Genomic DNA, 22887 nt, shown 5'->3' on the forward strand with positions numbered 1-22887 from the left:
AGCCACCCGTCGGACACCCGACCTAGACTCGACCACGTGCTTCACCACCCTTCCGGCCTCCCTCCCCTCGCCCGCTTCGGCGACCGCGTCGCCACCGGCCTGCTCGACGTCACCAGCGATCCCGCTGCCCTGGACTCCACGGGCTTCTGGGCCGTCTGCGCCGACTTCGAGGGCCGGCTGACGTGCGCCCGCTTCGCGGACGTACGCAAGGAGCCGGTGCCCGCCCCGGTGCCGGGCGGCTGGCGGGGACCGGCGCTGGGTGACTGGACCTCCTCCCTGGACCGGGCCGCGTACACGGCGGCCGTCCGCCGGATACGCGAGCACATCGCGGCCGGCGAGGTCTACCAGGCCAATCTCTGCCGGGTGCTCGGCGCGCCGGTCGCCGCGGACGCCGACGTGGACGCCCTGACCGCCCTGCTGGCCCGCGGCAACCCGGCGCCGTACGCCGGAACGATCCGGCTGCCGGAACACGGCGTGGAGATCGCCACCGCCTCGCCCGAGCTCTTCCTGCGCCGGGACGGGCGTGTCGTGGAGTCGGGACCCATCAAGGGCACCGGACGCACGGAGGCGGACCTCCTGGAGAAGGACTACGCCGAGAACGTCATGATCGTGGACCTGGTCCGCAACGACCTCGGGCGTGTCTGTACGACGGGCAGCGTGACCGTCCCCGACCTGTGCGCCGTGGAGAAGCACCCCGGCCTGGTCCACCTGGTCTCCACCGTCCGCGGCGAGCTGCGCGACGGGGCCGGGTGGCCGGAACTCCTCACGGCCGCCTTCCCGCCCGGTTCGGTGACCGGCGCGCCGAAGTCGAGCGCCCTCACGATCATCGAGGCCCTGGAGCCCGCCCCGCGCGGGCCGTACTGCGGCGGCATCGGCTGGGTCGACGCCGACCGGGGCGTGGGCGAGCTGGCCGTGGGCATCCGCACCTTCTGGATCGACCGCGCCGAGGGCGCGCTTCGATTCGGCACCGGCGCCGGCATCACCTGGGGATCGGACCCCGAGGGGGAGTGGCGGGAGACCGAGCTGAAGGCGTCCCGGCTGCTCGCGGTAGCGTCGGGGGCGTACGAGGCGAATGGAAGGGTGTTCGCATGAGGATCTGGCTGGACGGAGAGCTGCGGGACCCGGAGTCCGCCCGAGTCTCCGTCTTCGATCACGGACTCACCGTCGGTGACGGCATCTTCGAGACGGTGAAGGCGGTCGGCGGCAGGCCGTTCGCGCTCACCCGCCACCTGGACCGCCTGACCCGTTCCGCCCGGGGCCTCGGCCTGCCCGACCCCGACCACGACGAGATCCGCGAGGCGTGTACGGCCGTCCTGGCGGCCAACCCGATGCCGCTCGGCCGGCTGCGGATCACCTACACCGGCGGTCACGGCCCGCTCGGCTCCGACCGCGGCGAGCACGGCCCGACCCTCGTGGTCGCCGTCGGCGAGACCACCCGCCGCCCGGACACCACCGCCGTGATCACCGTCCCGTGGACCCGCAACGAGCGCGGCGCCCTCACCGGCCTGAAGACCACCTCGTACGCCGAGAACGTCGTGGCCCTCGCCCGCGCCCATGAACACGGCGCCTCCGAGGCGCTGTTCGGCAACACGGTCGGACGGCTCTGCGAGGGCACCGGGTCGAACGTCTTCGTCGTCCTGGACGGCGAGATCCACACCCCGCCGGTCGCCTCCGGCTGCCTCCCCGGCATCACCCGGGCGCTGACGGTCGAGTGGACGGGAGCCAAGGAGACCGACCTGCCGCTGGACGTCCTGGACCGCGCCGACGAGGTCTTCCTCACCTCGACCCTGCGGGACGTCCAGGCCGTGCACCGGGTCGACGACGTCGAGCTGGCCGGGGCCCCGGGCCCGGTGACCGCCAAGGCCATGCGGATCTTCGACGAGCGGGCCGGGCAGGACCTGGACCCGTAACGGGCGCGGAAACAGGCTGACGTGAGTCTTCTAGACGGGTAGAACACCCCTGATGACCACGACCCTGCGGCCGGCCGAGCCGCTCCAGCAGCATCCCGACGGCACCCGTTCCCGCCGGTTCCAGGTGTGCGTGAACAGCCGTCCCGTCGGCGAGATCCACCTCGGCACCTCGCCGTCCTTCGGCGACTCGGTGGCCCGCGTGATCGACCTGCGGATCGACGAGCCCGACCGGCGGCGCGGCCGGGGCACGGTCGCCGCGCTGGCCGCCGAGGAGGTGGCGCGCGGCTGGGGCTGCACACAGATCGAGACCCTCGTCCCGGCCTCGGCGGACATCGCCCTGCGCCTGTTCGGCGCCCTCGGCTACACCCTGCGCAACCGCGGCATGGAAAAGCGCCTAGACACCACCCCGCCCGAGCTGCCGCCGGGCAGCGGCGCGCGGCGCATGACCGAGGCCGAGTTCGACGCGTGGCACGCGTACGAGAGCGAGGAGTACGCGCGCCTGTGGATCGAGCGCGGTGTCCCCGAGGCCGCGGCGCGTGCCAAGGCCCGCCGTGACCACGAGAGGCTGCTGCCGCACGGGCTCGCGAGCGCGGGCATGCTCTTCAGCGTCCTGGAGCACGAAGGGGCCCGGGTGGGCACGCTGTGGGTGGCCCTGCGGGACGGCAGCGCGTATGTGTTCGACGTCAAGGCCGACGCGGCCCACCGCGGCCGGGGGCACGGGCGCACGCTCATGCTGCTGGCCGAGCGCCAGGCGATCGAGGCCGGCCGGCCGGTCCTCGGCCTCAACGTGCACGCGGGCAACACCCCGGCCGAGCGGCTGTACGAGTCACTCGGCTACGAGACCACGGACCACGCCCTGTCCAAGCCCCTTCTGTAGACGCCCGCGGGCTCAGGCGTCACGCTCGCCCAGCAGCCGATCGGCGATCTCCTCGATGCGCTCGCGCAGCCCCTCCTGGCTCTTGCCGCCGTCGAGGCGTTCGCCGCCGATGACATACGTCGGGGTGCCGGTCACGCCGATCGCCTTGCCCTCGGCCTGGTCGGCGTCCACGATCAGGATGTGCCGGCCGTCGATCAGCGCGGTGTCGAACTCCTCGGCGTCCAGGCCGAGTTCACGGGCCGCCTCGACCAGGAAGGGTTCTCCCGCACGGTCCAGCTCCTCGACCCGCTCCAGCACGGCCTCCACGTACGGCCAGCCCTTGCCCTGCTCCAGCGCCTCCTCGGCGGCCTGCGCGGCGGCGAAGGCGTGCTTGTGCTTCTCCAGCGGGAAGTGCCGCAGCCGCAGCTCCAGCCGGTCGCCGTAGCGGGCGCGCAGGGCGCGGACGTCGTCGAGGGCGGTGCGGCAGTCGGGGCACTGCAGTTCGCACCAGACGTCGAGAACGAGGGCGTCGGTGCGTGCGGGGGAGGAGTCGCTCATGCCGACCAGTCTTCCAGGCCGGACGCGGGCTACCCAATCGGGACGGCGCGGGTGCGGCGCTCTGGCCGCAGGCGCAGGCGCGGGTGCGGGTGCGGGTGCGGGTGCGGGTGGTCCGGGTGCGGCACCGCACCGGCACTCCAGTAGGAGACGACCCGGAGATGTCCCTGATGTCCCGCGGGGGCGTGGCATCGCGGGGACGAGGCGGTGCAGGATGGAGGGGACGGGGCGGCGTGCCGTGCCGGCATGCGGTGTCCGCCGCGTGTGCACTCTCCCTACTCCCACTCATTCCACCCGACCCAGCCCGCCAGGAGGACCGGATGATTGCCGAGACCGTCTGCTCCGCCGTGTCCGCGGCGGGCCTGGGCATCGCGGTGGTCACGGCCTACCGCAAGCGTTTCCTCGCGGCGGCCCGCATCGCGGCCTACTCGCTGGTGCCGGTCGGCCTGGTGATGACCGGGGTCGTCGGCTGGCTCGCCGACACCGCCTTCAGCCCCACCGCCTGGGCGGGCTTCGGGGTGCTGGGCGCCGCCTGGCTCCTGTTCGCGGGCACCCGTGCGGTAGAACGCCGGCGCGGCGGCACCCGCGCCGAGCGCAAGGCGGCGCGCGGCGACCGGGCCGAGGCCGTGGCCCCGGGGGCCTCCGCACCCTCCCTGGGCGCGGGCACCCGCCCTGCGACCGGGCCCGCCACCGCGCCCCGAGCCAAGGGCTCCGCCGACGACTTCAGCGACATCGAGGCCATCCTCAAGAAGCACGGCATATGACGACCGCATGCCACCGCTGACGTCACGACCTCCCGGGTGCCCTCGGGCTGAAACGACACAGAGAGTCGCGCGGACGTCCGGAACCGTTCACAACCCGAAGCAAGTCGGGCGAGACGGTGCGGAATGCGGCAACTCTCGCATACCGCGGGCAGGTTGATCGCGCACAGGGCCTGTCCTGCGCCATGATCTGCCGCGAGATGCTGGACACGAGACAGAGCGAGGCCGCGCCGCCGAAGGACGAGCCGCGCGGGTGCCTCTTCGCCCTATCCCAGCCACCGCTGATGATCTTCCTTGCGGTGATCGGGTGTCTGCTCCTCATGGCTGCGCTGCACGACCTGCTGTTGCTGTGAGCCGTACACGTCCGTCCCGGCGCCACCCGCCGGGACCGACGTCGCCCGAGCCCCGGCGCGCCGTACGAGCGGCCTGCCGAGCTACCGGCCGACGCCACCCGCCTGAGACGTGATCACCCGGTGTCCGGTCAGCCCGTCGCCTCCTTCCGGCGGGCCCGGTACGCGGCGACATGCAGCCGGTTGCCGCAGGTGCGGCTGTCGCAGTAGCGGCGCGAGCGGTTGCGGGAGAGGTCGACGAAGGCGCGCCGGCAGTCCGGCGCCTCGCAGCGCCGCAGCCGCTCCTGCTCCCCGGCGACCACGAAGAAGGCGAGCGCCATCCCGCCGTCGGCGGCCAGATGGTCGGCGACGGAGGCCCCCGGTGCGAAGTAGTGCACATGCCAGTCGTAGCCGTCGTGGTCCGTCAGGCGCGGGGTGGTGCCCGCCGCGGCGACCAGATCGTTGATCAGCACGGCGGCGGTACGGGCGTCCGGCGCCGCGAAGATCGCCGCGAAGCGCCCCCGGATGCTGCGCACCGCCGAGAGGTCGAACTCGGCCAGCACACCGACATCGCTGATCTCGTGGTTTCGTACGAAATCCGCGAGAGCCGGGACATCGGGCAGCCCGTCGGCCGCCGCGTCGTCCTCCGGCGCGGTGTTCACCAGATCCACCACGGTGTCGAGGGCGCACCGGGTGTCGTGGGTGATCAGCACGTTTTGCTCCCTGGCCTGAGGGTCGGGCGGACGCCCGCCGATGCTGGCCGATGGTAGCGACATCCCCGCCCGCCGCACCGTCCTCCGCCCGACCTCGGTTGCCCGTACAACGCCACCACGCCCGAGGCGGTTCCCGCGCCGCGGCAGCCCGCACAGGTCACGCCCGCCGGGCGGACGGGTGCGGGCACAGGTCGGCGCCGTCCCGCGAAACGCTCACGGTGACGGCGCCGGGCTGTGCCGTATGCGGTTGTCTTGGCCCGAGCCGTCTCCCCGAGTGGACGGCGCCGGGCTGCTTTCGGGGGCCGCGACCTAGCTCTCCGCCAGGATGTGCGAGAGCTCCTGATCCAGATCGAAGTGCCGGTGTTCCGTGCCGGGCGGCACGGCGGCGTCGGTTCGCTTCAGGAAGGACTCCAATGCCCGCGCCGGGGCCTCGAGCAGCGCCTCCCCCTCCGGGGAGCTGAGGGCGATGCACACGACGCCCTGACCATGACTGCGGGATGGCCAGACGCGGACGTCGCCGGTGCCGGTGGGGCGATGAAGCCCCTCGGCGAGGAGGTCACGGGCGAACACCCACTCGACGGTCTCCTCGGCTCCGGTGTGGAAGGTGGCGTGCACGGCGTAGGGGTCGGCCGTGTCGTACCGCAGGCCTGCGGGGACAGGCAGGGAGGACTCGCTCGACACAACGAGGCGCAGGTGCAGCTCGCAGCTGACCGTGGTGTTCATAAGCGCCAGGGCCTTTCGCTCAGTGTGCGCTCGGGGATTCGCACGTCGGCGAAATCGACATGCCACCTACGATGCCGTTGTAAACCCCTCTGAGGGTTTTGCGTGTCTTTACGTAACTCTTCCGGCCGAGAACTCGTACGGGATCTACGACCATTCCGGTGACCGGATTCACTCCGGTAGGGTTTGTCTGTATGAATACGGGGAGTGACGAGCCGGGCGAGGTCGCCGTGACGGCGGACTGGGCGCACCCGGACCGACGCGAGGCCGGGCCGGACGCCCGGTCCCAGGGCAGGGCCGGGCTCGGCTCCCGGGCGCCGGAATTCATCAGGGCCCGCCGTCTGCTGCACCTCGGCTGGCAGGCCGGCGTCTTCGCGGTCGGCCTCGCGGTCGTCGTCGCCGGCGTCATCATGCTGCCGCTGCCCGGACCCGGCTGGGTGGTGATCTTCGGCGGCATGGCGATCTGGGCGACCGAGTTCGTCTGGGCCCAGCTGGTCCTGCGCTGGACCAAGCGCAAGGTCACCGAGGCGGCCCAGCGGGCCCTCGACCCCGAGGTGCGCCGCCGCAACATCACACTTACCGTGATCGGACTGGTGATCGTGGCCGTGCTGGCCGGGATCTACGTGTGGGAGTTCGGCCTCGTCATGCCGTGGAAGATCAAACACCAGTGACCCGCCGTCCGCGGTCCCGGCCCCTGGTCGGAAGCACCCCTGACATGGGGTAATGTTCTTCCTGCGCCCGGGCGATTAGCTCAGTGGGAGAGCGCTTCGTTCACACCGAAGAGGTCACTGGTTCGAACCCAGTATCGCCCACCCGGCCCAACGGCCCACCTGCGAGAGAGCAGGTGGGCCGTTGGCGTATGTACCTCACCGGGCGGGCTCTGACGGGTACGACGGGTCGCTTGGGGTGAGCGCGGTGGGCCGGCTCTGGCGGGTACGACGAGTGGCCTGGGGTGACCGCGGCGGGCCAGCTCTGGCGTGTATGACGGGTGGCCTGGGGTGAGCTGGGTGGGGCGGCTCCGGTGGGTACGACGAGTGGCTGCGGCGGGGTGGCCTCACGTGAGCGCGGTGGGGCGGTCCGGTGTGGCGGCCTCGCGTGCGCGCCATGGGGTGGCCCTGTGGGGGGCGCGGTGGGGAGGCGCCGTGTGAGGGGGGCGGCTCCGGTGGGTACGACCGGCGTCCGAGGCGAGCTGGGTGGGGCGGCTCGGCGTGGCGCGTGGCGGGGCGGCTCCGGTGGGTACGACGGGCGGCTCGGGGGAGCGCGGCGGGGCGGCGCGATGGTGAGCGCGACCGGGGCGCCGAGGCCGGCATTCCGGACGCCGCCGTATCGTCCACGCATTCGAGCACTTCTCGTGTGTGCGTCCGCGGCCTGCCGGTTCCTTGCGCCGAGACCGGTGAGCGGCCGACGTCTTTTGCCGGATCAGCAACATCCCTCGTGCGCACCGGGCCGCCCGCCGCAACATCGTGGACACCGGCACCGACACGACCGGCACTGTCGCCCGGTCGCTGCCAGACCGGCAGCCACATAGTGCCCGCCGCCCGCATCCCATGCACCAGCCCGACCAGCAGAGAAGCAGGAACAGCCCAGCTGACGAGCGGCTCGACGCACCGATGCATCGACCGGCCACAGCTCGCTGCGCCTACGGGCACTCCGGGACCGGCAGCCGCTGCCCAAACCGCCCCCTGACCGCCGTCCCACCGACCCCACAACGCCCACCCCGCACCGCCAGCCGGGATGTCCCGCAACGCCGCCCCCGGACCGCCAGCTGGCTGCCCTTCACGCCTACCGCCGGACCACAGCCCGCAGTTCTCCGCACACCCCCGAACCCACATCCCCGCACCCCACCCCTCCCCACCAGCGCATCCCCTCCCGCACCACCTCTCCCAGCCGCCCACACATCAGCGCTCCCAGCCCGCTAGCGCCCTAGGAGGCCTCATGCCCGAGAACCCCGCCCCTGCGCCCGGCCCCGCCACCGACGCAGCTCCGGGCCTCACCCCCGCCGCCACCGCCAATCCCACCTCCACCCTCACTCCCCACCTCCTCCCCACCCCAGCCGGACGCACGCACCTCGTCGAGCAGGGTCGTGGCCCCCTGGTGCTGTTGGTGCACGGGTTCCCGGAGTCCTGGTACTCCTGGCGGCACCAGTTGCCCGCCCTGGCCGCCGCCGGCTACCGCGCCGTGGCCCTCGACGTCCGGGGCTACGGCCGTTCGTCCAGGCCGGCGGCCGTGGAGGCGTACCGGATGCTCGACCTGGTCGAGGACAACGTCGCCGTGGTGCAGGCCCTGGGGGAGGAGTCCGCCGTGGTCGTCGGGCACGACTGGGGCGCCACGATCGCCGCCACCTCCGCACTGACCAGGCCCGATGTGTTCCGTGCCGTGGGTCTGCTGGGTGTGCCGTACAGCCCGCCCGGCGGCCCGCGGCCCAGCGAGGTCTTCGCGCGGATGGGCGGGGACGAGGAGTTCTACGTCTCCTACTTCCAGCGGCCGGGCCGCGCCGAGGCGGAGATCGAGCCCGATGTGCGCGGCTGGCTCGCGGGCTTCTACGCCGCTCTGTCCGCGGACACGATGCCCGCCCCCGGCGCCCCCGACCCGCACTTCGTGAGCCGCGGCGGCACCCTGCGCGAACGTTTCCCCACTGGCCCGCTGCCGGCCTGGCTGGGCGAGGACGACCTCGGCTTCCTGGCCGGGGAGTTCGAGCGGACCGGGATGACGGGGGCGCTGAACCGTTACCGCAACATGGACCGGGACTGGGCGGACCTGGCCGCTCACGCGGGCGCGCCGATCACGCAGCCCTCGCTGTTCGTCGGCGGCGCCCTGGACGCCTCGCTGGCCTGGCTCGCCGACGCGGTCAAGGCGTACCCCGAGACCCTGCCCGGCCTGCTCGGCTCGCACATCCTCGACGGCTGCGGCCACTTCGTCCAGCAGGAGCGCCCGGAGGAGACGAACCGGATCCTCGTCGACTGGCTCGCCGCCCTGCCCGACTGACGCTTCCCGCCCGCCCCTTCCGTTCGGCCCGTCGCGCGCATCCCTCACTTGCGAAGACAGCGGCCAGACCGACCCTGCCCCACGCCGCCCGAAAGAAAATCCTGTCCGAATCATCGACGACCCCGGGGCCGTCGGGTGCGGAGGCGGAAGCGGTTCCGGGGACGGGACGGTGACGATCCGTTACTCATGGTGGGGTGCGAGGGACGGGCCAAGAAGTTCCGGACCCAGGCCGTCGGCGGAAATCCACCGGATGTTTTCCAAAATGCCGTCACCTTTCTCCGGAAGTACGACAAGCGAGGAATTCTTCTCGACCTCGAGTCAGAACTTCAGGCAGGCAATCTGACGCTGTATCACTTCTGCGACACAGTGACGTAAGCCGGCGAGGTCGACGGAAAGCACCTCGGAATTCCCGAAGGTCTTCCGGAAGGCGAGCGTCGAGCCGCACCCGGGATGGGCCTGGGACGACTACCGGGCCTCCAGCAACGACACCGCGCTCTACGGCCCCGCGGCCATCGAGAACCTGGCGTTGCCCGGCGACCGGATGCCCTGACCGGCGCGGGGGAGCGCCGTCGCACGGGCGGCGGCGCTCCCTGAAGAGGGTGGCCCGGGCCACGGCGCGGCGCATGAGTACGCGTACTCAGATCGATCCGGCCGGGCAGACTCCCGCCATGGACTGGAACCACTACCGCTTCCGCAGCCTGTGGGCCCTGCCCGCTCCGCCGGCCGTCGTGTACGCGGTGCTGGAGCGGCCCGAGGACTATCCGGGCTGGTGGCCGCAGGTCCGCTCGGTGACCAGGCTGGACGCCGACACCGGCGTGATCACCATCCGCTCCTTCCTGCCGTACGACATGACCTTCACCGCACGGCAGAGCCGCCGCGACCCCGGCGCCGGTGTCCTGGAGGTCACCATGTCCGGCGACATCGAGGGCTGGGCACGCTGGACGGTCACGCCCCAGGGCTCAGGCACCCTGGCCCGCTACGACCAGGTCGTCGACGTGCACAAGTCACTGCTGCGCCGGTTCGCCGTACCCGGCCGCGCGGTCTTCCGGGTCAACCACCGGCTGATGATGCGGTCCGGACGGCGCGGACTGCTGCGCCATCTCCAAGCGGTTTGAAGGAACCGCCCCGGGGCCTGTATTGTTCAGTGCGTTCCCGGGCGATTAGCTCAGTGGGAGAGCGCTTCGTTCACACCGAAGAGGTCACTGGTTCGAACCCAGTATCGCCCACCGGGAAAGGCCGGTCCGCAGCAGCGGGCCGGCCTTCTGCGTGCCGGGCCTTCTGCGTGCCGAGCCGGCTCAGGCCGCGGCCGGCAGCTCCGGGCGCAGGGGCCAGTCCGTATGGACGATCTCCTCCGAGCCGCTGCGCGCGAACCAGGCCTGGAGGCCGCGGGCCTGTGCCGCGTGCCAGTTGGCCTGGAGGGTGTGCAGCTCGGCGGGGGTCAGGCGTTCCAGGCGGGTCGCGAAGCGGCGGCCCAGGGCCCGTACGACGTCCAGGGCGGCCAGCGCGTCCGCCGCCGCGTCGTGCGCGTCCTGAAGCGTCACGTCGTAGTGCGCGCACAGGTCGGTCAGCGTGCGGCGGCCCTTGCGGTAGCGGTCCAGGTGTTTGTCCAGCACGCGCGGGTCCAGTACGTGCAGCGGCGCCGCCCGGAACCAGCGGTCCAGCGAGGACGCCCGGTGCCGGCGCAACTCCCGGTCCAGCAACGTGAGATCGAAGGGCGCGTTCATCACCACCAGCGGGCGGCCCATCGCCGCGTGCTCCGCCAGCTGCTCGGCTATCTCGTACATCACCGGCGCCGGCCAGCGGCCGTTGCACTGCAGGTGTTCCTCCGTCAGCCCGTGCACCGCCGTGGCCTCCTCGGGCACCGGGACACCCGGGTTCACCAGCCAGCGGGAAACCCGGGGCCGGGTCCCCGGCGCGTCCTGGACGACGACGGCGGCCGACACGATCCGGTCGGTCTCGACGTCCACGCCCGTCGTCTCCGTGTCGAAGGCGGCCAGCGGCCCCTCGTACCAGTACGTCATCCCAACCCAACTCCTTGTTCACCCAGCGCAGGTGACGTTCCGTCTTCCGCCCATTTGGTGATACCCGGGCCGTTTGCGCCGTACGCCGCAGGGAGACAACAGGAGTACGGGTCTTTGCAGTTCAGCGGCTCGCAGCAGGGACACTCATTGCCTGGAAGGCTGTTGGTCATGGCCATAGCGCAGCCCGAGCGGGGCGGGCTGCTGCCCGATCGCCCGGGCACCGTCCGCGGCACGCTCGCCACCACCGCCTGCATGGAGACACTGCAGGTCGGCTATCTGCACGCGGTCGCCGCCGCGGCCGGCTGCTCGCTGTCCCAGCCCTTCCCGGACAACGGCATCGACTGGCACGTCAGCCACAGCGCGCCCGGACACACCGTCGACGACGAGGTCACGATCAAGGTGCAGCTGAAGGCCACGTACCAGGTCGCGCCGAACCCTCCGGGGCGCTCCTTCTCCTTCACCCTCGACAACGACCACCTGCGCAAGCTCGCCCGCACACCCGTCTCGGTGCACAAGATCCTGGTCGTCATGCTCGTCCCGCGCTCCCAGGACGACTGGCTGCGCGCCAGCCACGACCGGCTCGACCTCAGGCACTGCTGCTACTGGGTCAACCTGGCCGGCCACCCCGTCACCGGCCGGCACCGGACCACCGTGCGGATCCCGACCTCGCGCATCTTCGACGACCGGGCGCTCTGCGAGATCATGACGCGGGTCGGGACGGGAGGCAGGCCATGAGAAGCCGTCCGTACGAGGAACTGCCACGCCAGGTCCGGCCGCATCCGGACGACCTCGGCTGGCCCCGGCCGCCCGACCCCGCCCGGATCGACCCCGCCGTGCTCGGCGCCCTGCTCCACCGGCACGGCTGGCAGCGGCGCGGCGGGGCCCCGGGACGCTACGGCCGCTGGACCCCGCCGGGTCCGGGCGGCGGCGGGACCAGCCTGCTGGTGCCGGAGAGCCGGGCCTTCCCCGACAGCGACGACCTGCTCGGCGAGGCCCTCGACGCCCTCGCCCGCAGCGAGACGCCCGCCGCCCGCGAGGTGCTGATCTCGCTCGCCGTACCCAGCGACGAGATCCGCTGGTGGCGGGACACCCCGGGCGGACCCGTCGGCGCCGCGCCCTGGACGGCCGACGAGCAACTGCGCGGCGCCGCCCGGCAGATGCTGCTCGCCGCCGCGCTCGCCACACGCGCGCGTGCCGGCTACTACGGCGCCCGCCACCGCCGCGCCGCCGCCGCGCTGCTGGAGGACGTCCTCGTCGGCCCCGCCACCGAGGGACGGCACCTCACCGCCTTCGTGCCCGCGCCCACCGGCCGCCCGCTCGCCGTCCGCCTCCACCAGGCGCTGTACGCCGCCCGCGAGGCCATCGACTACCAGCGGGCCACCGGCGGCATGGACGCCTTCGACGGCGCCGTGGAGGCCGGCGTCAGCCGCGAACTCACCGAGGCACTGGCCGCACTCGTCCGGGGCACCGAGGGCGCCCGGATCGCCGTCGCCTGGGCACCCGGCGCCGCCGTCCCGGAAGGCTGCGCCCCCTCCGCCGAACCCGTCGAGTTCTCACCCGGCGACCTGCCCGTCCTGCGCGAGGCCGCCGCCCGCTATCTGCGCGAGGAACCCTCGGTGCCGGTCCGCATCACCGGCGCCGTCGTCCGGATGCGCCGCTCCGGGCCCGGCGGCGAGGGCACCGTACGGCTGCGCGTCCTCGCGGGCGCCGAGGTGCCGCATGTCCGCGTCACCCTGGACGAGGAGGACTACCGCATCGCCGGGCACGCCCACCTCGTCGGCCTCCCGGTGCGCGTGCACGGCCGGCTGGAGCGCCGCGGCGGCTTCCGCCGGCTCACCGGCGCCTCCGGGGTCGTACCCGTGCAGGTCGACGAGGGCGAGCGGGACCGGCTGCTGAAGTCCCTGCAGGAGAATCTCGACTTCTTCGAGGAGGCGTGCGGCGAATCGTACGGCGACCAGGACTGACCGTGTAGGCGAACGGGGACTGTGGGTGACCGTTTCGCGGTCGGCGCGATGGGGTCGGTACGATCGCCTGTGCGCGCGTTCCCGGTATGGCGCCGCATCCACCTTCAGTCAGGAGAGACCGGTGTCAGACGTCCGTGTGATCATCCAACGCGATTCCGAGCGGGAAGAACGCGTGGTGACGACGGGCACTACGGCCGCCGACCTCTTCGCCGGCGAGCGCTCGATCATCGCCGCACGTGTCGGGGGTGAGCTGAAGGACCTCGCCTACGAGGTCAAGGACGGCGAGAGCGTCGAGGGCGTCGAGATCTCCTCCGAGGACGGCCTGAACATCCTGCGCCACTCCACCGCGCACGTCATGGCGCAGGCCGTGCAGGAGCTGTTCCCCGAGGCCAAGCTGGGCATCGGCCCGCCCGTCAAGGACGGCTTCTACTACGACTTCGACGTCGAGAAGCCGTTCACGCCCGAGGATCTCAAGGCCATCGAGAAGAAGATGCAGGAGATCCAGAAGCGGGGGCAGAAGTTCGCCCGCCGCGTGGTCACCGACGAGGCCGCCCGCGAGGAGCTGGCGGACGAGCCGTACAAGCTGGAGCTGATCGGCCTCAAGGGCTCGGCCTCGCACGACGACGGCGCGGACGTCGAGGTCGGCGCCGGCGAGCTGACGATCTACGACAACCTGGACGCCAAGACCGGCGAGCTGTGCTGGAAGGACCTCTGCCGCGGTCCGCACCTGCCCTCGACCCGCCTCATCCCGGCGTTCAAGCTGATGCGCAACGCGGCCGCCTACTGGCGCGGCAGCGAGAAGAACCCGATGCTCCAGCGCATCTACGGCACCGCCTGGCCGTCGAAGGACGAGCTGAAGGGGTACCTGGACTTCCTCGCCGAGGCCGAGAAGCGCGACCACCGCAAGCTCGGCTCCGAGCTGGACCTCTTCTCCATCCCGGAACAGATCGGCTCCGGCCTCGCCGTCTTCCACCCCAAGGGCGGCATCGTCCGCCGGGTCATGGAGGACTACTCGCGGCGCCGCCACGAGGAAGAGGGCTACGAGTTCGTCTACACCCCGCACGCGACGAAGGGGAAGCTCTTCGAGACGTCCGGGCACCTGGACTGGTACGCCGAGGGCATGTACCCGCCCATGCAGCTCGACGAGGGCGTGGACTACTACCTCAAGCCCATGAACTGCCCCATGCACAACCTGATCTTCGACGCGCGCGGCCGCTCCTACCGCGAACTGCCGCTGCGCCTCTTCGAGTTCGGGACCGTGTACCGGTACGAGAAGTCGGGCGTCGTGCACGGCCTGACCCGCGCCCGGGGCTTCACGCAGGACGACGCGCACATCTACTGCACCCGTGAGCAGATGTCCGAGGAACTGGACCAGACGCTCACCTTCGTCCTCGGCCTGCTGCGCGACTACGGCCTGACCGACTTCTACCTGGAGCTGTCCACCAAGGACCCGGAGAAGTTCGTCGGCTCCGACGAGGTCTGGGAGGAGGCGACCGAGACGCTGCGCCAGGTCGCCGAGAAGCAGGGCCTGCCCCTCGTCCCGGACCCGGGCGGCGCCGCGTTCTACGGCCCGAAGATCTCCGTCCAGGCCAAGGACGCGATCGGCCGGACCTGGCAGATGTCGACCATCCAGCTCGACTTCAACCTGCCCGAGCGGTTCAACCTGGAGTACACGGGCCCGGACGGTTCGAAGCAGCGCCCGGTGATGATCCACCGCGCCCTCTTCGGCTCGATCGAGCGTTTCTTCGCGGTGCTCCTGGAGCACTACGCGGGCGCGTTCCCGGCGTGGCTGGCCCCGGTCCAGGCGCTCGGCATCCCGATCGGCGACGCCCACGTGGAATACCTGGAGAAGTTCGCCGCCGCGGCCCGGAAGAAGGGGCTGCGCGTCGAGGTGGACTCCTCCTCGGACCGTATGCAGAAGAAGATCCGCAACGCCCAGAAGCAGAAGGTGCCCTTCATGGTCATCGCGGGCGACGAGGACATGTCGGGCGGTTCCGTCTCCTTCCGCTACCGCGACGGCTCCCAGGAGAACGGCATCCCGTTCGACGAGGCCATCGCGAAGATCGCGAAGGTCGTGGAGGACCGGGTTCAGATCTGACCCACCCGTCTCGGAAGGCCCTGGGATCACAGCGGATCCCGGGGTCTTTCCCGGTCGGCAGGGGTGACGCCATATGCTGCACAGCATGACGAGTGAGCCGGAGCAGCAGATCGGAGTGGGGACGCAGGACGCGTTCCAGCGCCTGTGGACGCCCCACCGGATGGCCTACATCCAGGGCGAGAACAAGCCGAGCGGTCCGGGGGCCGACGACGGCTGCCCCTTCTGCTCGATCCCGGCCAAGTCCGACGAGGACGGACTGATCATCCGGCGCGGTGAGCATGTGTACGCCGTGCTCAACCTCTACCCGTACAACGGCGGCCACCTTATGACCGTGCCGTACCGGCACGTGGCCGACTACACCGAGCTGACCGGGCCGGAGACCGCCGAGCTGGCCGAGCTGACCAAGCAGGCGATGACGGCCCTGCGCACCGCGTCCGGCGCGCACGGCTTCAACATCGGCATGAACCAGGGCACGGTCGCGGGCGCCGGCATCGCCGCCCACCTGCACCAGCACATCGTCCCGCGCTGGGGCGGCGACACCAACTTCATGCCGGTCGTGGGCCACACGAAGGTGCTGCCGCAGCTCTTGGCCGACACCAGGAAGATGCTGGCGGAGGCCTGGCCGGCGTAGTTCCGGGGTGCCCTCTGACGAGGGCACCGCTCACGCGTCGTACAGGTCGGCCTTCCTCGGCGCCGGATCCTGGACCAGGCCGCTGAGGACGCCCGACCGCATGCCGAACTTCTCCGTGTCCACGCCGTTCTCCTCCAGCACCCGGATCGCCGCCGAGTGCACGACCCGCAGCACCGGCGTGGCCGCGCGCAGCGCGTCGTCGGCCATGAAGCGGTGCCGCCACGGCTGGTCGGCCCAGGCGTGCCGCAGACCGAACGGCTCGGGCAGGGCCAGTGAGCCGCCGAGCCAGTTGAGCAGCGGCGGATACCAGGTCAGCGGGGCACGCGTGGCGAGCCGTACCACCTCGTCGGTGCCGACCAGGGGCAGCTTGACCGTACGGGTCTCCCAGGGCTTGAGGGACTTGGAGACCTCCTTGGTCGGCGCCTCCGGCTTGGAGGTGAACAGGGAGTTCACCGGGCCCAGCGCATGCCCCGTCACCTCGATCCGCAGCGTCTCGTGCAGCACCGTCACCGTGATCAGCATGGTGAGGACCAGCTGCCCGTCCCACAGCGTCCACTGCACCCCCAGGTAGTGCCGGTCGCCGCTGCCGAACTGCTGTTTGTTGCAGATCTCCTGTATGGCGTGCGGCTTGACCTGGAAGGCCTCGACGTCGCTGCCCTTCGGCCGGGCCACCTCCGCGGCCTTCTCACCGATCGGCGTGACGATCCAGTGCTTTATGGACGGCTTGGGGAACCCGCCGGTGTTCAGCGGGCCGCGCTCCAGCAGGGCGAGCTGGTCGTGGATCGCGCGTATGACGTCCCAGCTGCGGAAGGGGTGGATCTCCCGGGTCCCCTCGGCGGGCACCAGGTCCTCGGCGAGCTGCCAGGAGCCCCAGCGGGTGCCCATGCCGAGTATGCCCTTGGGACCGGCGTAGAAGACCGAGTTGGACTGCTGCTCGGCGCTGAGCCGGGCCAGCGACTGGCGCAGCTCCTCCGCAGCGGTCTCGTTCGGACCGCGCGGCACGGCCTCGGGGACCTTGGCGCCGACGCTGGTCCCCGACAGCAGGCCGTCCCAGCGGGCCCGCAGGTCCTTGGCCGTGCGCTCGCAGATCTGCTTGGCCCAGAACCAGCCCAGCACGGGCACGACGACGCATGCCCGGGCATACCACGCCCAGAAGCCGTTGAACGGCATCTTGATCAGGAAGAGCGCGGCGAGCACACCGACACCGAGGAGCAGCGCGGTGGCGAGCGCCCCGGCCCGCTTGTCGTCGCGCTTGGCGACGAACGTGCGCACCTGGAAGACCAGCAGCCAGGCGATCAGCCCGGGCAGGAACAGCACTCCGCACAGGAGCGTCACGGCCGTCAGACGGTTGTCGCGCTCACGGCGGATGTTGTTGGCCGCGAGGCAGTGCTCGACGACGAACTGGGGCTCGGAGCCGAAGGACTGGATGAGCGGCTTGCGGCCGGGAGCGAGCATCCGGGCGACCACGGCCCGCGAGAAGGCCTCACCGAGGTTGGGCCGCAGCAGCGCGATCCGGCCGGCCTTGACGGTCGACTGATGCCATTCGTTGTCGGCCTTCTTGATCTCCTCGATCGGGCTGTCCCGGTACGCCGCGGAGGCCAGCGCGGCGGTCGCCGCCTGACTCGCGTCACCCGAGACGGGCACCTGGGGTCCGTCCCACTCCGTTCCCAACGACATTCCCGCCCCCATCGCCGCCGGTGTCGCTTCTGCGGCCTTCCCGACTTCCTCGCTCCGCACACCTGTTGAACAGGCCGTCGTGCCGATTACCCGTCCACTACCGGACGAGTGCGGCACGACGCGATCAGGTGATCAGCGTATCCGCCGCCACCGACAACCCGCGGGCGGACGGCCGAAGCCGCCCGCCCGTGCCCCCGGCGCAAGGTCGTGAACTACCCGTTGTCGCCCGCCTGTTCGCGGATCCGCTCGGCGATCTGCGGTGGCATCGGCTCGTGCCGGGCGTAGGAGCGGTCGAAGCGGGCCGTGCCGTGCGACAGCGAGCGCAGGTCGACGGCGTACCGGCCGATCTCGAACTCGGGCACCTCGGCCCGGATCACGGTCCGGCCCGAGCCCACCTGTTCGGTGCCGAGCACCCGGCCACGCCGGCTGGACAGGTCGCTCATCACCGCGCCCACGTAGTCGTCGCCGACCAATACGGACACCTCGGCCACCGGCTCCAGCAGGTGGATCCTCGTGTCCGCCGCGGCCTCGCGCAGCGCCAGCGCGCCGGCGGTCTGGAAGGCGGCGTCGGAGGAATCCACCGAGTGCGCCTTGCCGTCCAGCAGTGTGACCCGCACGTCCACCAGCGGATACCCGGCCGCCACCCCCTTGGCGGCCTGCGCCCGTACGCCCTTCTCCACGGACGGGATGAACTGCCGCGGTACGGCGCCGCCGACCACTTTGTCCACGAACTCGATGCCCGAGCCGCCCGGCAGCGGCTCCACCTCGATCTCGCAGATGGCGTACTGGCCGTGCCCGCCGGACTGCTTCACATGCCGCCCGCGCCCACTGGCCTTGTTCGCGAACGTCTCCCTCAGGGAGACCTTGTGCGGGACGACGTCGACCTGGACGCCGTAGCGGCTGCGCAGCCGTTCCAGGGCGACGTCCGCGTGGGCCTCGCCCAGGCACCACAGGACCACCTGGTGGGTGTCCTGGTTCTGCTCCAGCCGCATCGTCGGATCCTCTGCCACCAGCCGCGCAAGGCCCTGCGAGAGCTTGTCCTCGTCGGCCTTGCTGTGCGCCTCGATCGCGAGCGGCAGCAGCGGATCCGGCATCCGCCAGGGCTCCATCAGCAGCGGGTCGTCCTTCGCGGAGAGCGTGTCCCCGGTCTCGGCCCGGCCGAGCTTGGCCACGCACACCAGATCGCCGGCGACCGCGTGCGTCACCGGGCGCTGCTGCTTGCCGAAGGGCATGGACAGGGCGCCGACCTTCTCGTCGACGTCGTGGTCCTCGTGGCCGCGGTCGGCCAGCCCGTGCCCGGAGACGTGCACCGTCTGGTCGGGGCGCAGGGTGCCGGAGAAGACGCGCACCAGCGAGACCCGGCCGACGTAGGGGTCGGAGGAGGTCTTGACGACCTCGGCGACCAGCGGGCCGCCGGTGTCGCACGGCTCCAGCCGGCGCCCCTTGCCCTCGATGGTGGTGACCTCGGGCAACGGGTGCTCGAACGGGGTCGGGAACCCGCGGGTGATCAGCTCCAGCAGCTCGATCGTGCCGAGCCCCTGCCGGGCACCCTCGGCCGCGGGGGCGGCCGCCAGGACGGGATAGAACGAGCCGCGCGCGACGGCCCGCTCCAGGTCCTGGATCAGCGTCTTGACGTCGACCTGCTCACCGCCCAGATAGCGGTCCATGAGGGTCTCGTCCTCGCTCTCGGCGATGATCCCCTCGATGAGCCGGTTACGGGCCTCCTCGATGTCCGGCAACTGGTCCTCGCCGGGCTCGGACTCCTTGCGCTCCCCGGTCGAGTAGTCGAACAGCTTCTGCGACAGCAGCCCGATCAGCCCGGTCACGGGCGCGTGCCCGTCGGGACCCTCGGGGCCGCGCAGCGGCAGATACAGCGGCAGCACCGCGTCCGGGTCGTCGCCGCCGAAGGCCTCGGCGCAGGTACGTGTCATCTCCTCGAAGTCCGCGCGCGCGGCCTCCAGGTGTGTGATCACGATCGCGCGCGGCATGCCGACGGCCGCGCACTCCTCCCAGACCATCCGCGTGGAGCCGTCCACGCCGTCCGAGGCCGAGACGACGAAGAGGGCCGCGTCCGCTGCCCGCAGACCGGCCCTGAGCTCCCCGACGAAGTCGGCGTATCCGGGAGTGTCGAGAATGTTGATCTTGATGCCGTCCCATTCGACGGGCACCAGGGACAGCTGTACGGAGCGCTGTTGCCGGTGCTCGATCTCGTCGTAGTCCGAGACCGTGCCGCCGTCCTCCACGCGGCCCGCCCGGTTCACCGCCCCCGCACTCAGCGCGAGGGCCTCCACCAGAGTCGTCTTGCCGGAACCGGAGTGGCCGACCAGCACCACATTCCGTACAGACGCGGGCTGGTCGGCCTCAAGAGCCCTGCCGGCGGCCCCGGGGTGGTGTGTCTGTGCCTTGTCGCCCATGATCCTGCCTCCCGTGCACGGTGAGGTCATGTGTGGGCGCGGACCCGCAGGACCCGCGTGATGTGGCGGCTCCGGCGACGCCCGCGGTTATTCGAGCTTTCCACTCCCGTCACGCTGCGTCCATACGAACGACAGGCACGGGCCCCGATCGCGCCACGGACGCCCCGCGCACGGGGCGCACGCCGGCTCGTCTCCACGGGCTGCGGGTGCCCGCCCGTCACGCACACGCGCGCGTGGCTACGATGGGCCAGCCGGAGGCCACCAGGGCCGCGGCGACACCGACCCTCGGGAAGGCCATGCTGAACAAGTACGCGCGTGCGTTTTTCACGCGTGTCCTCACGCCGTTCGCCGCGTTTCTCATCCGCCGGGGGGTGAGCCCCGACACGGTCACGCTCATCGGCACGGCCGGTGTGGTCGCGGGAGCGCTGGTCTTCTACCCCGGGGGCGAGTTCTTCTGGGGCACGGTCGTGATCACCCTGTTCGTCTTCTCCGACCTGGTCGACGGCAACATGGCCCGCCAGCTGGGCCGCTCCAGCCGCTGGGGCGCCTTCCTGGACTCCACCCTCGACCGGGTAGCCGACGGCGCGATCTTCGGCGGGTTCGCCCTCTGGTACGCGGGCAACGGCAACAACAACGTCCTGTGCGCCGTCTCGATCTTCTGCCTGGCCAGCGGCCAGGTGGTGTCGTACACCAAGGCGCGCGGCGAGTCGATCGGGCTGCCGGTCGCCGTCAACGGGCTCGTCGAGCGCGCCGAGCGGCTGGTGATCTCGCTGGTCGCGGCCGGTCTCGCGGGCCTGCACAAGTTCGGTGTGCCGGGCATCCAGTGGCTGCTGCCGATCGCCCTGTGGATCGTCGCCGTCGGCAGCCTCGTCACGCTGATCCAGCGGGTCGTCACCGTCCGCCGCGAATCCGCCGAGGCCGAGGCCGCCGCGGCCCCGCAGAGCCCCAGCGAGGCCGCGAAATGAGCGCCGCCGAACGGCTCACCGACGCGCTGTACGGCGCCGGCTGGGGCACCGTCAAGAAGCTCCCCGAACCCGTCGCGGTCCGCCTCGGCCGCACGATAGCCGACCTCGCCTGGAAGCAGCGCGGCAAGGGCGTACAGCGCCTGGAGTCGAACTACGCGCGCGTGCTGCCCGACGCCGGCCCGGAGCGGCTGCGCGAGCTGTCCCGCGCGGGCATGCGCTCGTACCTGCGCTACTGGATGGAGTCCTTCCGGCTGCCGGCCTGGAGCCGCGAACGTGTGCGGACCGGCTTCGACCCGAAGGACGTGCACTACCTCACCGACGGGCTCGCCGCCCCCCAGGGCGTGATCCTCGCGCTGCCGCACATGGCCAACTACGACCTGGCCGGCGCCTGGGTCGTCACCAAGCTTCAGACGCCGTTCACGACGGTCGCCGAGCGGCTGAAGCCCGAGACCCTGTACGACCGTTTCGTCGCCTACCGCGAGGGGCTCGGCATGGAGGTCCTGCCGCACAGCGGCGGCTCCGCCTTCGGCACGCTCGCCCGGCGGCTGCGCGACGGCGGACTGGTCTGCCTGGTCGCCGACCGGGACCTGTCCGCCTCCGGCGTCGAGGTCGACTTCTTCGGCGAGCGGACCCGGATGCCCGCGGGCCCGGCCCTGCTCGCCCAGCAGACCGGCGCGCTGCTGATGCCGGTCACCCTCTGGTACGACGACTCGCCCGTCATGCAGGGCCGCGTACATCCCCCCGTAGAGGTACCCGAGTCAGGTACGCGGGGCGAGAAGACGTCTGTCATGACACAGGCGCTGGCCGACGCTTTCGCCACCGGCATCGCCGACCATCCGGAGGACTGGCACATGCTCCAGCGCTTGTGGCTCGCCGACCTCGACCCCGCGAAGGGACCCTTGTGAGAATCGGGATCGTCTGCCCGTACTCGTGGGACGTGCCCGGCGGTGTCCAGTTCCACATCCGGGACCTCGCCGAGTACTTCCTGCGCCTCGGCCACGACGTCTCCGTGCTCGCACCGGCCGACGACGACACCCCGCTGCCGCCGTACGTCGTCTCGGCCGGACGCGCGGTCCCGGTGCCGTACAACGGCTCGGTGGCCCGCCTGAACTTCGGCTTCCTGTCGGCCGCGCGGGTACGGCGCTGGCTGCACGAGGGCGCCTTCGACGTGGTCCACATCCACGAGCCGACCTCGCCCTCGCTGGGCCTGCTGACCTGCTGGGCGGCCTCCGGCCCGATCGTGGCGACCTTCCACACCTCCAACCCGCGCTCGCGCGCGATGATCGCCGCGTACTCCATCCTCCAGGCCGCCCTGGAGAAGATCAGCGCCCGGATCGCCGTCAGCGAGTACGCCCGCCGCACCCTGGTCGAGCACCTCGGCGGGGACGCGGTGGTCATCCCCAACGGCGTCGACGTGGACTTCTTCGCCAAGGCCGGGCCGAAACCGGAGTGGCAGGGCGACACCATCGGCTTCATCGGCCGTATCGACGAGCCCCGCAAGGGCCTGCCCGTGCTGATGAAGGCGCTGCCGAAGATCCTTTCGGCTCGCCCGCAGACGCGCCTTCTGGTCGCCGGCCGGGGCGACGAGGAGGCGGCCGTGGAGGACCTCCCGAAGGAGCTGCGCACGCGCGTGGAGTTCCTCGGCATGATCAGCGACGAGGACAAGGCGCGCTTCCTGCGCAGCGTCGACCTCTACGTCGCGCCCAACACCGGCGGCGAGAGCTTCGGCATCATCCTGGTCGAGGCCATGTCCGCCGGCGCGCCCGTGCTCGCCTCCGACCTGGACGCCTTCGCGCAGGTCCTCGACCAGGGCGAGGCCGGCGAGCTCTTCGCCAACGAGGACGCCGAGGCGCTCGCCGAGGCGGCCGTACGGCTGCTGCAGGACCCCGAGCGGCGAACCGAACTGCGCGATCGCGGCAGCGCCCATGTGCGGCGCTTCGACTGGTCGACGGTCGGCGCGGACATCCTCTCCGTCTACGAGACGGTCACGACCGGCACGGCAGCGGTCGCCGCGGACGACCGCACAACGGGCTTCCGCGCCCGCTTCGGCCTGGCCCGGGACTGAGCCTGCGAACACGGGGCGGGCAGCCGGCTGTTGCGTGGCTCGCGGTGGCAGAGGGCGGGCCGAGGCTGGGCTGGGCCGGGCCTGCGCGGGTTGCGGTGGCAGGGGACGAGCCGTGGCTCGGGCTGAGGCGGCGCGTGGGTCGGGGGCCCTGGACGGCTGTGGCTGAGGGTCGGGCTCGTGTTGGTCGGGTGCACGGCCCTGCGCGGCGCGGGCCCGCCCCTCG

21 protein-coding genes, 2 tRNA genes and 1 pseudogene are annotated in these 22887 nt (G+C 71.7%); 18 read left to right on the forward strand and 6 right to left on the reverse strand.

All coding sequences use genetic code 11. The features are described 5' to 3' along the window. The first annotated feature begins 36 nt into the window (after positions 1-36). Genes BFF78_RS33850 through BFF78_RS33860 form a run of 3 tightly spaced genes read left to right on the forward strand, consistent with a single transcriptional unit; the run spans position 37 to position 2787 of the window. On the forward strand, positions 37-1092 hold the full coding sequence (locus BFF78_RS33850) for a chorismate-binding protein (protein WP_069781926.1): 1056 nt from the start codon (positions 37-39) through the stop codon (positions 1090-1092). After that, complete coding sequence (locus tag BFF78_RS33855; RefSeq protein ID WP_069781927.1) at positions 1089-1910, forward strand: aminotransferase class IV; 822 nt, start codon at positions 1089-1091, stop codon at positions 1908-1910. The genes BFF78_RS33850 and BFF78_RS33855 overlap by 4 nt, the downstream gene beginning before the upstream one ends. Before the next feature lie 52 nt (positions 1911-1962). Beyond that, positions 1963-2787 (forward strand): GNAT family N-acetyltransferase, encoded by an 825-nt coding sequence (locus BFF78_RS33860; protein ID WP_069781928.1) that lies wholly within the window; start codon positions 1963-1965, stop codon positions 2785-2787. A 12-nt stretch (positions 2788-2799) separates the two neighbouring features. Here BFF78_RS33860 and BFF78_RS33865 read toward each other — a convergent pair whose 3' ends face one another. After that, positions 2800-3324: a DsbA family protein gene (locus BFF78_RS33865; RefSeq protein WP_069781929.1), complete on the reverse strand. Its 525-nt coding sequence runs from the start codon at positions 3322-3324 to the stop codon at positions 2800-2802. A gap of 317 nt (positions 3325-3641) precedes the next feature. On the opposite strand from BFF78_RS33865, the gene BFF78_RS33870 reads away from it, so the two are divergent. Together BFF78_RS33870 and BFF78_RS47065 are read left to right on the forward strand one after the other, a co-directional pair. Continuing rightward, positions 3642-4085 carry a hypothetical protein gene (locus tag BFF78_RS33870; protein ID WP_069781930.1) on the forward strand — a complete coding sequence of 148 codons (444 nt, stop codon included), beginning with the start codon at positions 3642-3644 and terminating at the stop codon, positions 4083-4085. Between the two features lie 197 nt (positions 4086-4282). Beyond that, positions 4283-4435: a hypothetical protein gene (locus tag BFF78_RS47065; RefSeq protein WP_165289388.1), complete on the forward strand. Its 153-nt coding sequence runs from the start codon at positions 4283-4285 to the stop codon at positions 4433-4435. Between the two features lie 128 nt (positions 4436-4563). Here the strand turns inward: BFF78_RS47065 and BFF78_RS33875 are convergent, their stop codons facing one another. Both BFF78_RS33875 and BFF78_RS33880 read right to left on the reverse strand, forming a co-directional pair. Further along, positions 4564-5124, reverse strand: a complete 561-nt coding sequence (locus tag BFF78_RS33875; protein WP_069781931.1) for a CGNR zinc finger domain-containing protein — start codon at positions 5122-5124, stop codon at positions 4564-4566. Between the two features lie 309 nt (positions 5125-5433). Next, positions 5434-5847 carry an SsgA family sporulation/cell division regulator gene (locus BFF78_RS33880; protein ID WP_004002642.1) on the reverse strand — a complete coding sequence of 138 codons (414 nt, stop codon included), beginning with the start codon at positions 5845-5847 and terminating at the stop codon, positions 5434-5436. Positions 5848-6038: 191 nt separating this feature from the next. Between BFF78_RS33880 and BFF78_RS33885 the strand changes: the two genes are divergently transcribed. From BFF78_RS33885 to BFF78_RS33905, 6 genes and pseudogenes are all read left to right on the forward strand, one after another. Next, positions 6039-6515, forward strand: a complete 477-nt coding sequence (locus BFF78_RS33885; protein ID WP_069781932.1) for a TIGR02611 family protein — start codon at positions 6039-6041, stop codon at positions 6513-6515. A gap of 69 nt (positions 6516-6584) precedes the next feature. Continuing rightward, positions 6585-6656 (forward strand) — tRNA-Val (locus BFF78_RS33890). 1123 nt (positions 6657-7779) lie between these two features. Then, complete coding sequence (locus tag BFF78_RS33895) at positions 7780-8829, forward strand: alpha/beta hydrolase (protein WP_079161584.1); 1050 nt, start codon at positions 7780-7782, stop codon at positions 8827-8829. A 109-nt stretch (positions 8830-8938) separates the two neighbouring features. Beyond that, a pseudogene (locus tag BFF78_RS48565) lies at positions 8939-9298 on the forward strand (extracellular solute-binding protein); the annotation flags it as partial. A gap of 199 nt (positions 9299-9497) precedes the next feature. Further along, on the forward strand, positions 9498-9944 hold the full coding sequence (locus tag BFF78_RS33900; RefSeq protein ID WP_069781933.1) for an SRPBCC family protein: 447 nt from the start codon (positions 9498-9500) through the stop codon (positions 9942-9944). A gap of 39 nt (positions 9945-9983) precedes the next feature. Next, positions 9984-10055, forward strand: a tRNA-Val gene (locus BFF78_RS33905). A 69-nt stretch (positions 10056-10124) separates the two neighbouring features. On the opposite strand, the gene BFF78_RS33910 is transcribed toward BFF78_RS33905, so the two are convergent. Continuing rightward, a complete protein-coding gene (locus BFF78_RS33910; RefSeq protein WP_069781934.1) occupies positions 10125-10850 on the reverse strand; it encodes a 3'-5' exonuclease in 726 nt (241 codons plus the stop codon). A gap of 168 nt (positions 10851-11018) precedes the next feature. Here BFF78_RS33910 and BFF78_RS33915 point away from each other — a divergent pair, with 168 nt between their 5' ends. From BFF78_RS33915 to BFF78_RS33930, 4 genes are all read left to right on the forward strand, one after another. Then, on the forward strand, positions 11019-11585 hold the full coding sequence (locus tag BFF78_RS33915; protein ID WP_067046252.1) for a DUF4365 domain-containing protein: 567 nt from the start codon (positions 11019-11021) through the stop codon (positions 11583-11585). Continuing rightward, complete coding sequence (locus tag BFF78_RS33920) at positions 11582-12814, forward strand: hypothetical protein (protein ID WP_069781935.1); 1233 nt, start codon at positions 11582-11584, stop codon at positions 12812-12814. The genes BFF78_RS33915 and BFF78_RS33920 overlap by 4 nt, the downstream gene beginning before the upstream one ends. A gap of 121 nt (positions 12815-12935) precedes the next feature. Next, positions 12936-14912: a threonine--tRNA ligase gene (thrS, locus tag BFF78_RS33925; RefSeq protein ID WP_069781936.1), complete on the forward strand. Its 1977-nt coding sequence runs from the start codon at positions 12936-12938 to the stop codon at positions 14910-14912. A 73-nt stretch (positions 14913-14985) separates the two neighbouring features. After that, positions 14986-15543, forward strand: coding sequence for an HIT family protein (locus tag BFF78_RS33930; RefSeq protein WP_069781937.1), 558 nt, complete (start codon positions 14986-14988; stop codon positions 15541-15543). 30 nt (positions 15544-15573) lie between these two features. Here the strand turns inward: BFF78_RS33930 and BFF78_RS33935 are convergent, their stop codons facing one another. Both BFF78_RS33935 and BFF78_RS33940 read right to left on the reverse strand, forming a co-directional pair. Further along, positions 15574-17220 carry a hypothetical protein gene (locus BFF78_RS33935; protein WP_069783972.1) on the reverse strand — a complete coding sequence of 549 codons (1647 nt, stop codon included), beginning with the start codon at positions 17218-17220 and terminating at the stop codon, positions 15574-15576. 212 nt (positions 17221-17432) lie between these two features. Then, entirely contained in the window at positions 17433-19634 is a 2202-nt protein-coding gene (locus BFF78_RS33940) for an elongation factor G-like protein EF-G2 (protein ID WP_069781938.1), read from the reverse strand. 242 nt (positions 19635-19876) lie between these two features. Between BFF78_RS33940 and pgsA the strand changes: the two genes are divergently transcribed. The 3 genes from pgsA to BFF78_RS33955 are packed head-to-tail and all read left to right on the forward strand — an operon-like array spanning position 19877 to position 22664. Next, positions 19877-20599, forward strand: coding sequence for a phosphatidylinositol phosphate synthase (pgsA, locus tag BFF78_RS33945; RefSeq protein ID WP_069781939.1), 723 nt, complete (start codon positions 19877-19879; stop codon positions 20597-20599). Continuing rightward, the gene (locus BFF78_RS33950) at positions 20596-21504 is read left to right on the forward strand and encodes a phosphatidylinositol mannoside acyltransferase (RefSeq protein WP_069781940.1); all 909 of its coding nucleotides are present in this window, start codon (positions 20596-20598) and stop codon (positions 21502-21504) included. The genes pgsA and BFF78_RS33950 overlap by 4 nt, the downstream gene beginning before the upstream one ends. Then, positions 21501-22664, forward strand: a complete 1164-nt coding sequence (locus BFF78_RS33955) for a glycosyltransferase family 4 protein (RefSeq protein WP_069781941.1) — start codon at positions 21501-21503, stop codon at positions 22662-22664. Before BFF78_RS33950 ends, BFF78_RS33955 begins: the two co-directional genes overlap by 4 nt. Positions 22665-22887 lie beyond the last annotated feature (223 nt).

Origin of the sequence: Streptomyces fodineus (assembly GCF_001735805.1) — a bacterium.
Lineage (GTDB): Bacteria > Actinomycetota > Actinomycetes > Streptomycetales > Streptomycetaceae > Streptomyces > Streptomyces fodineus.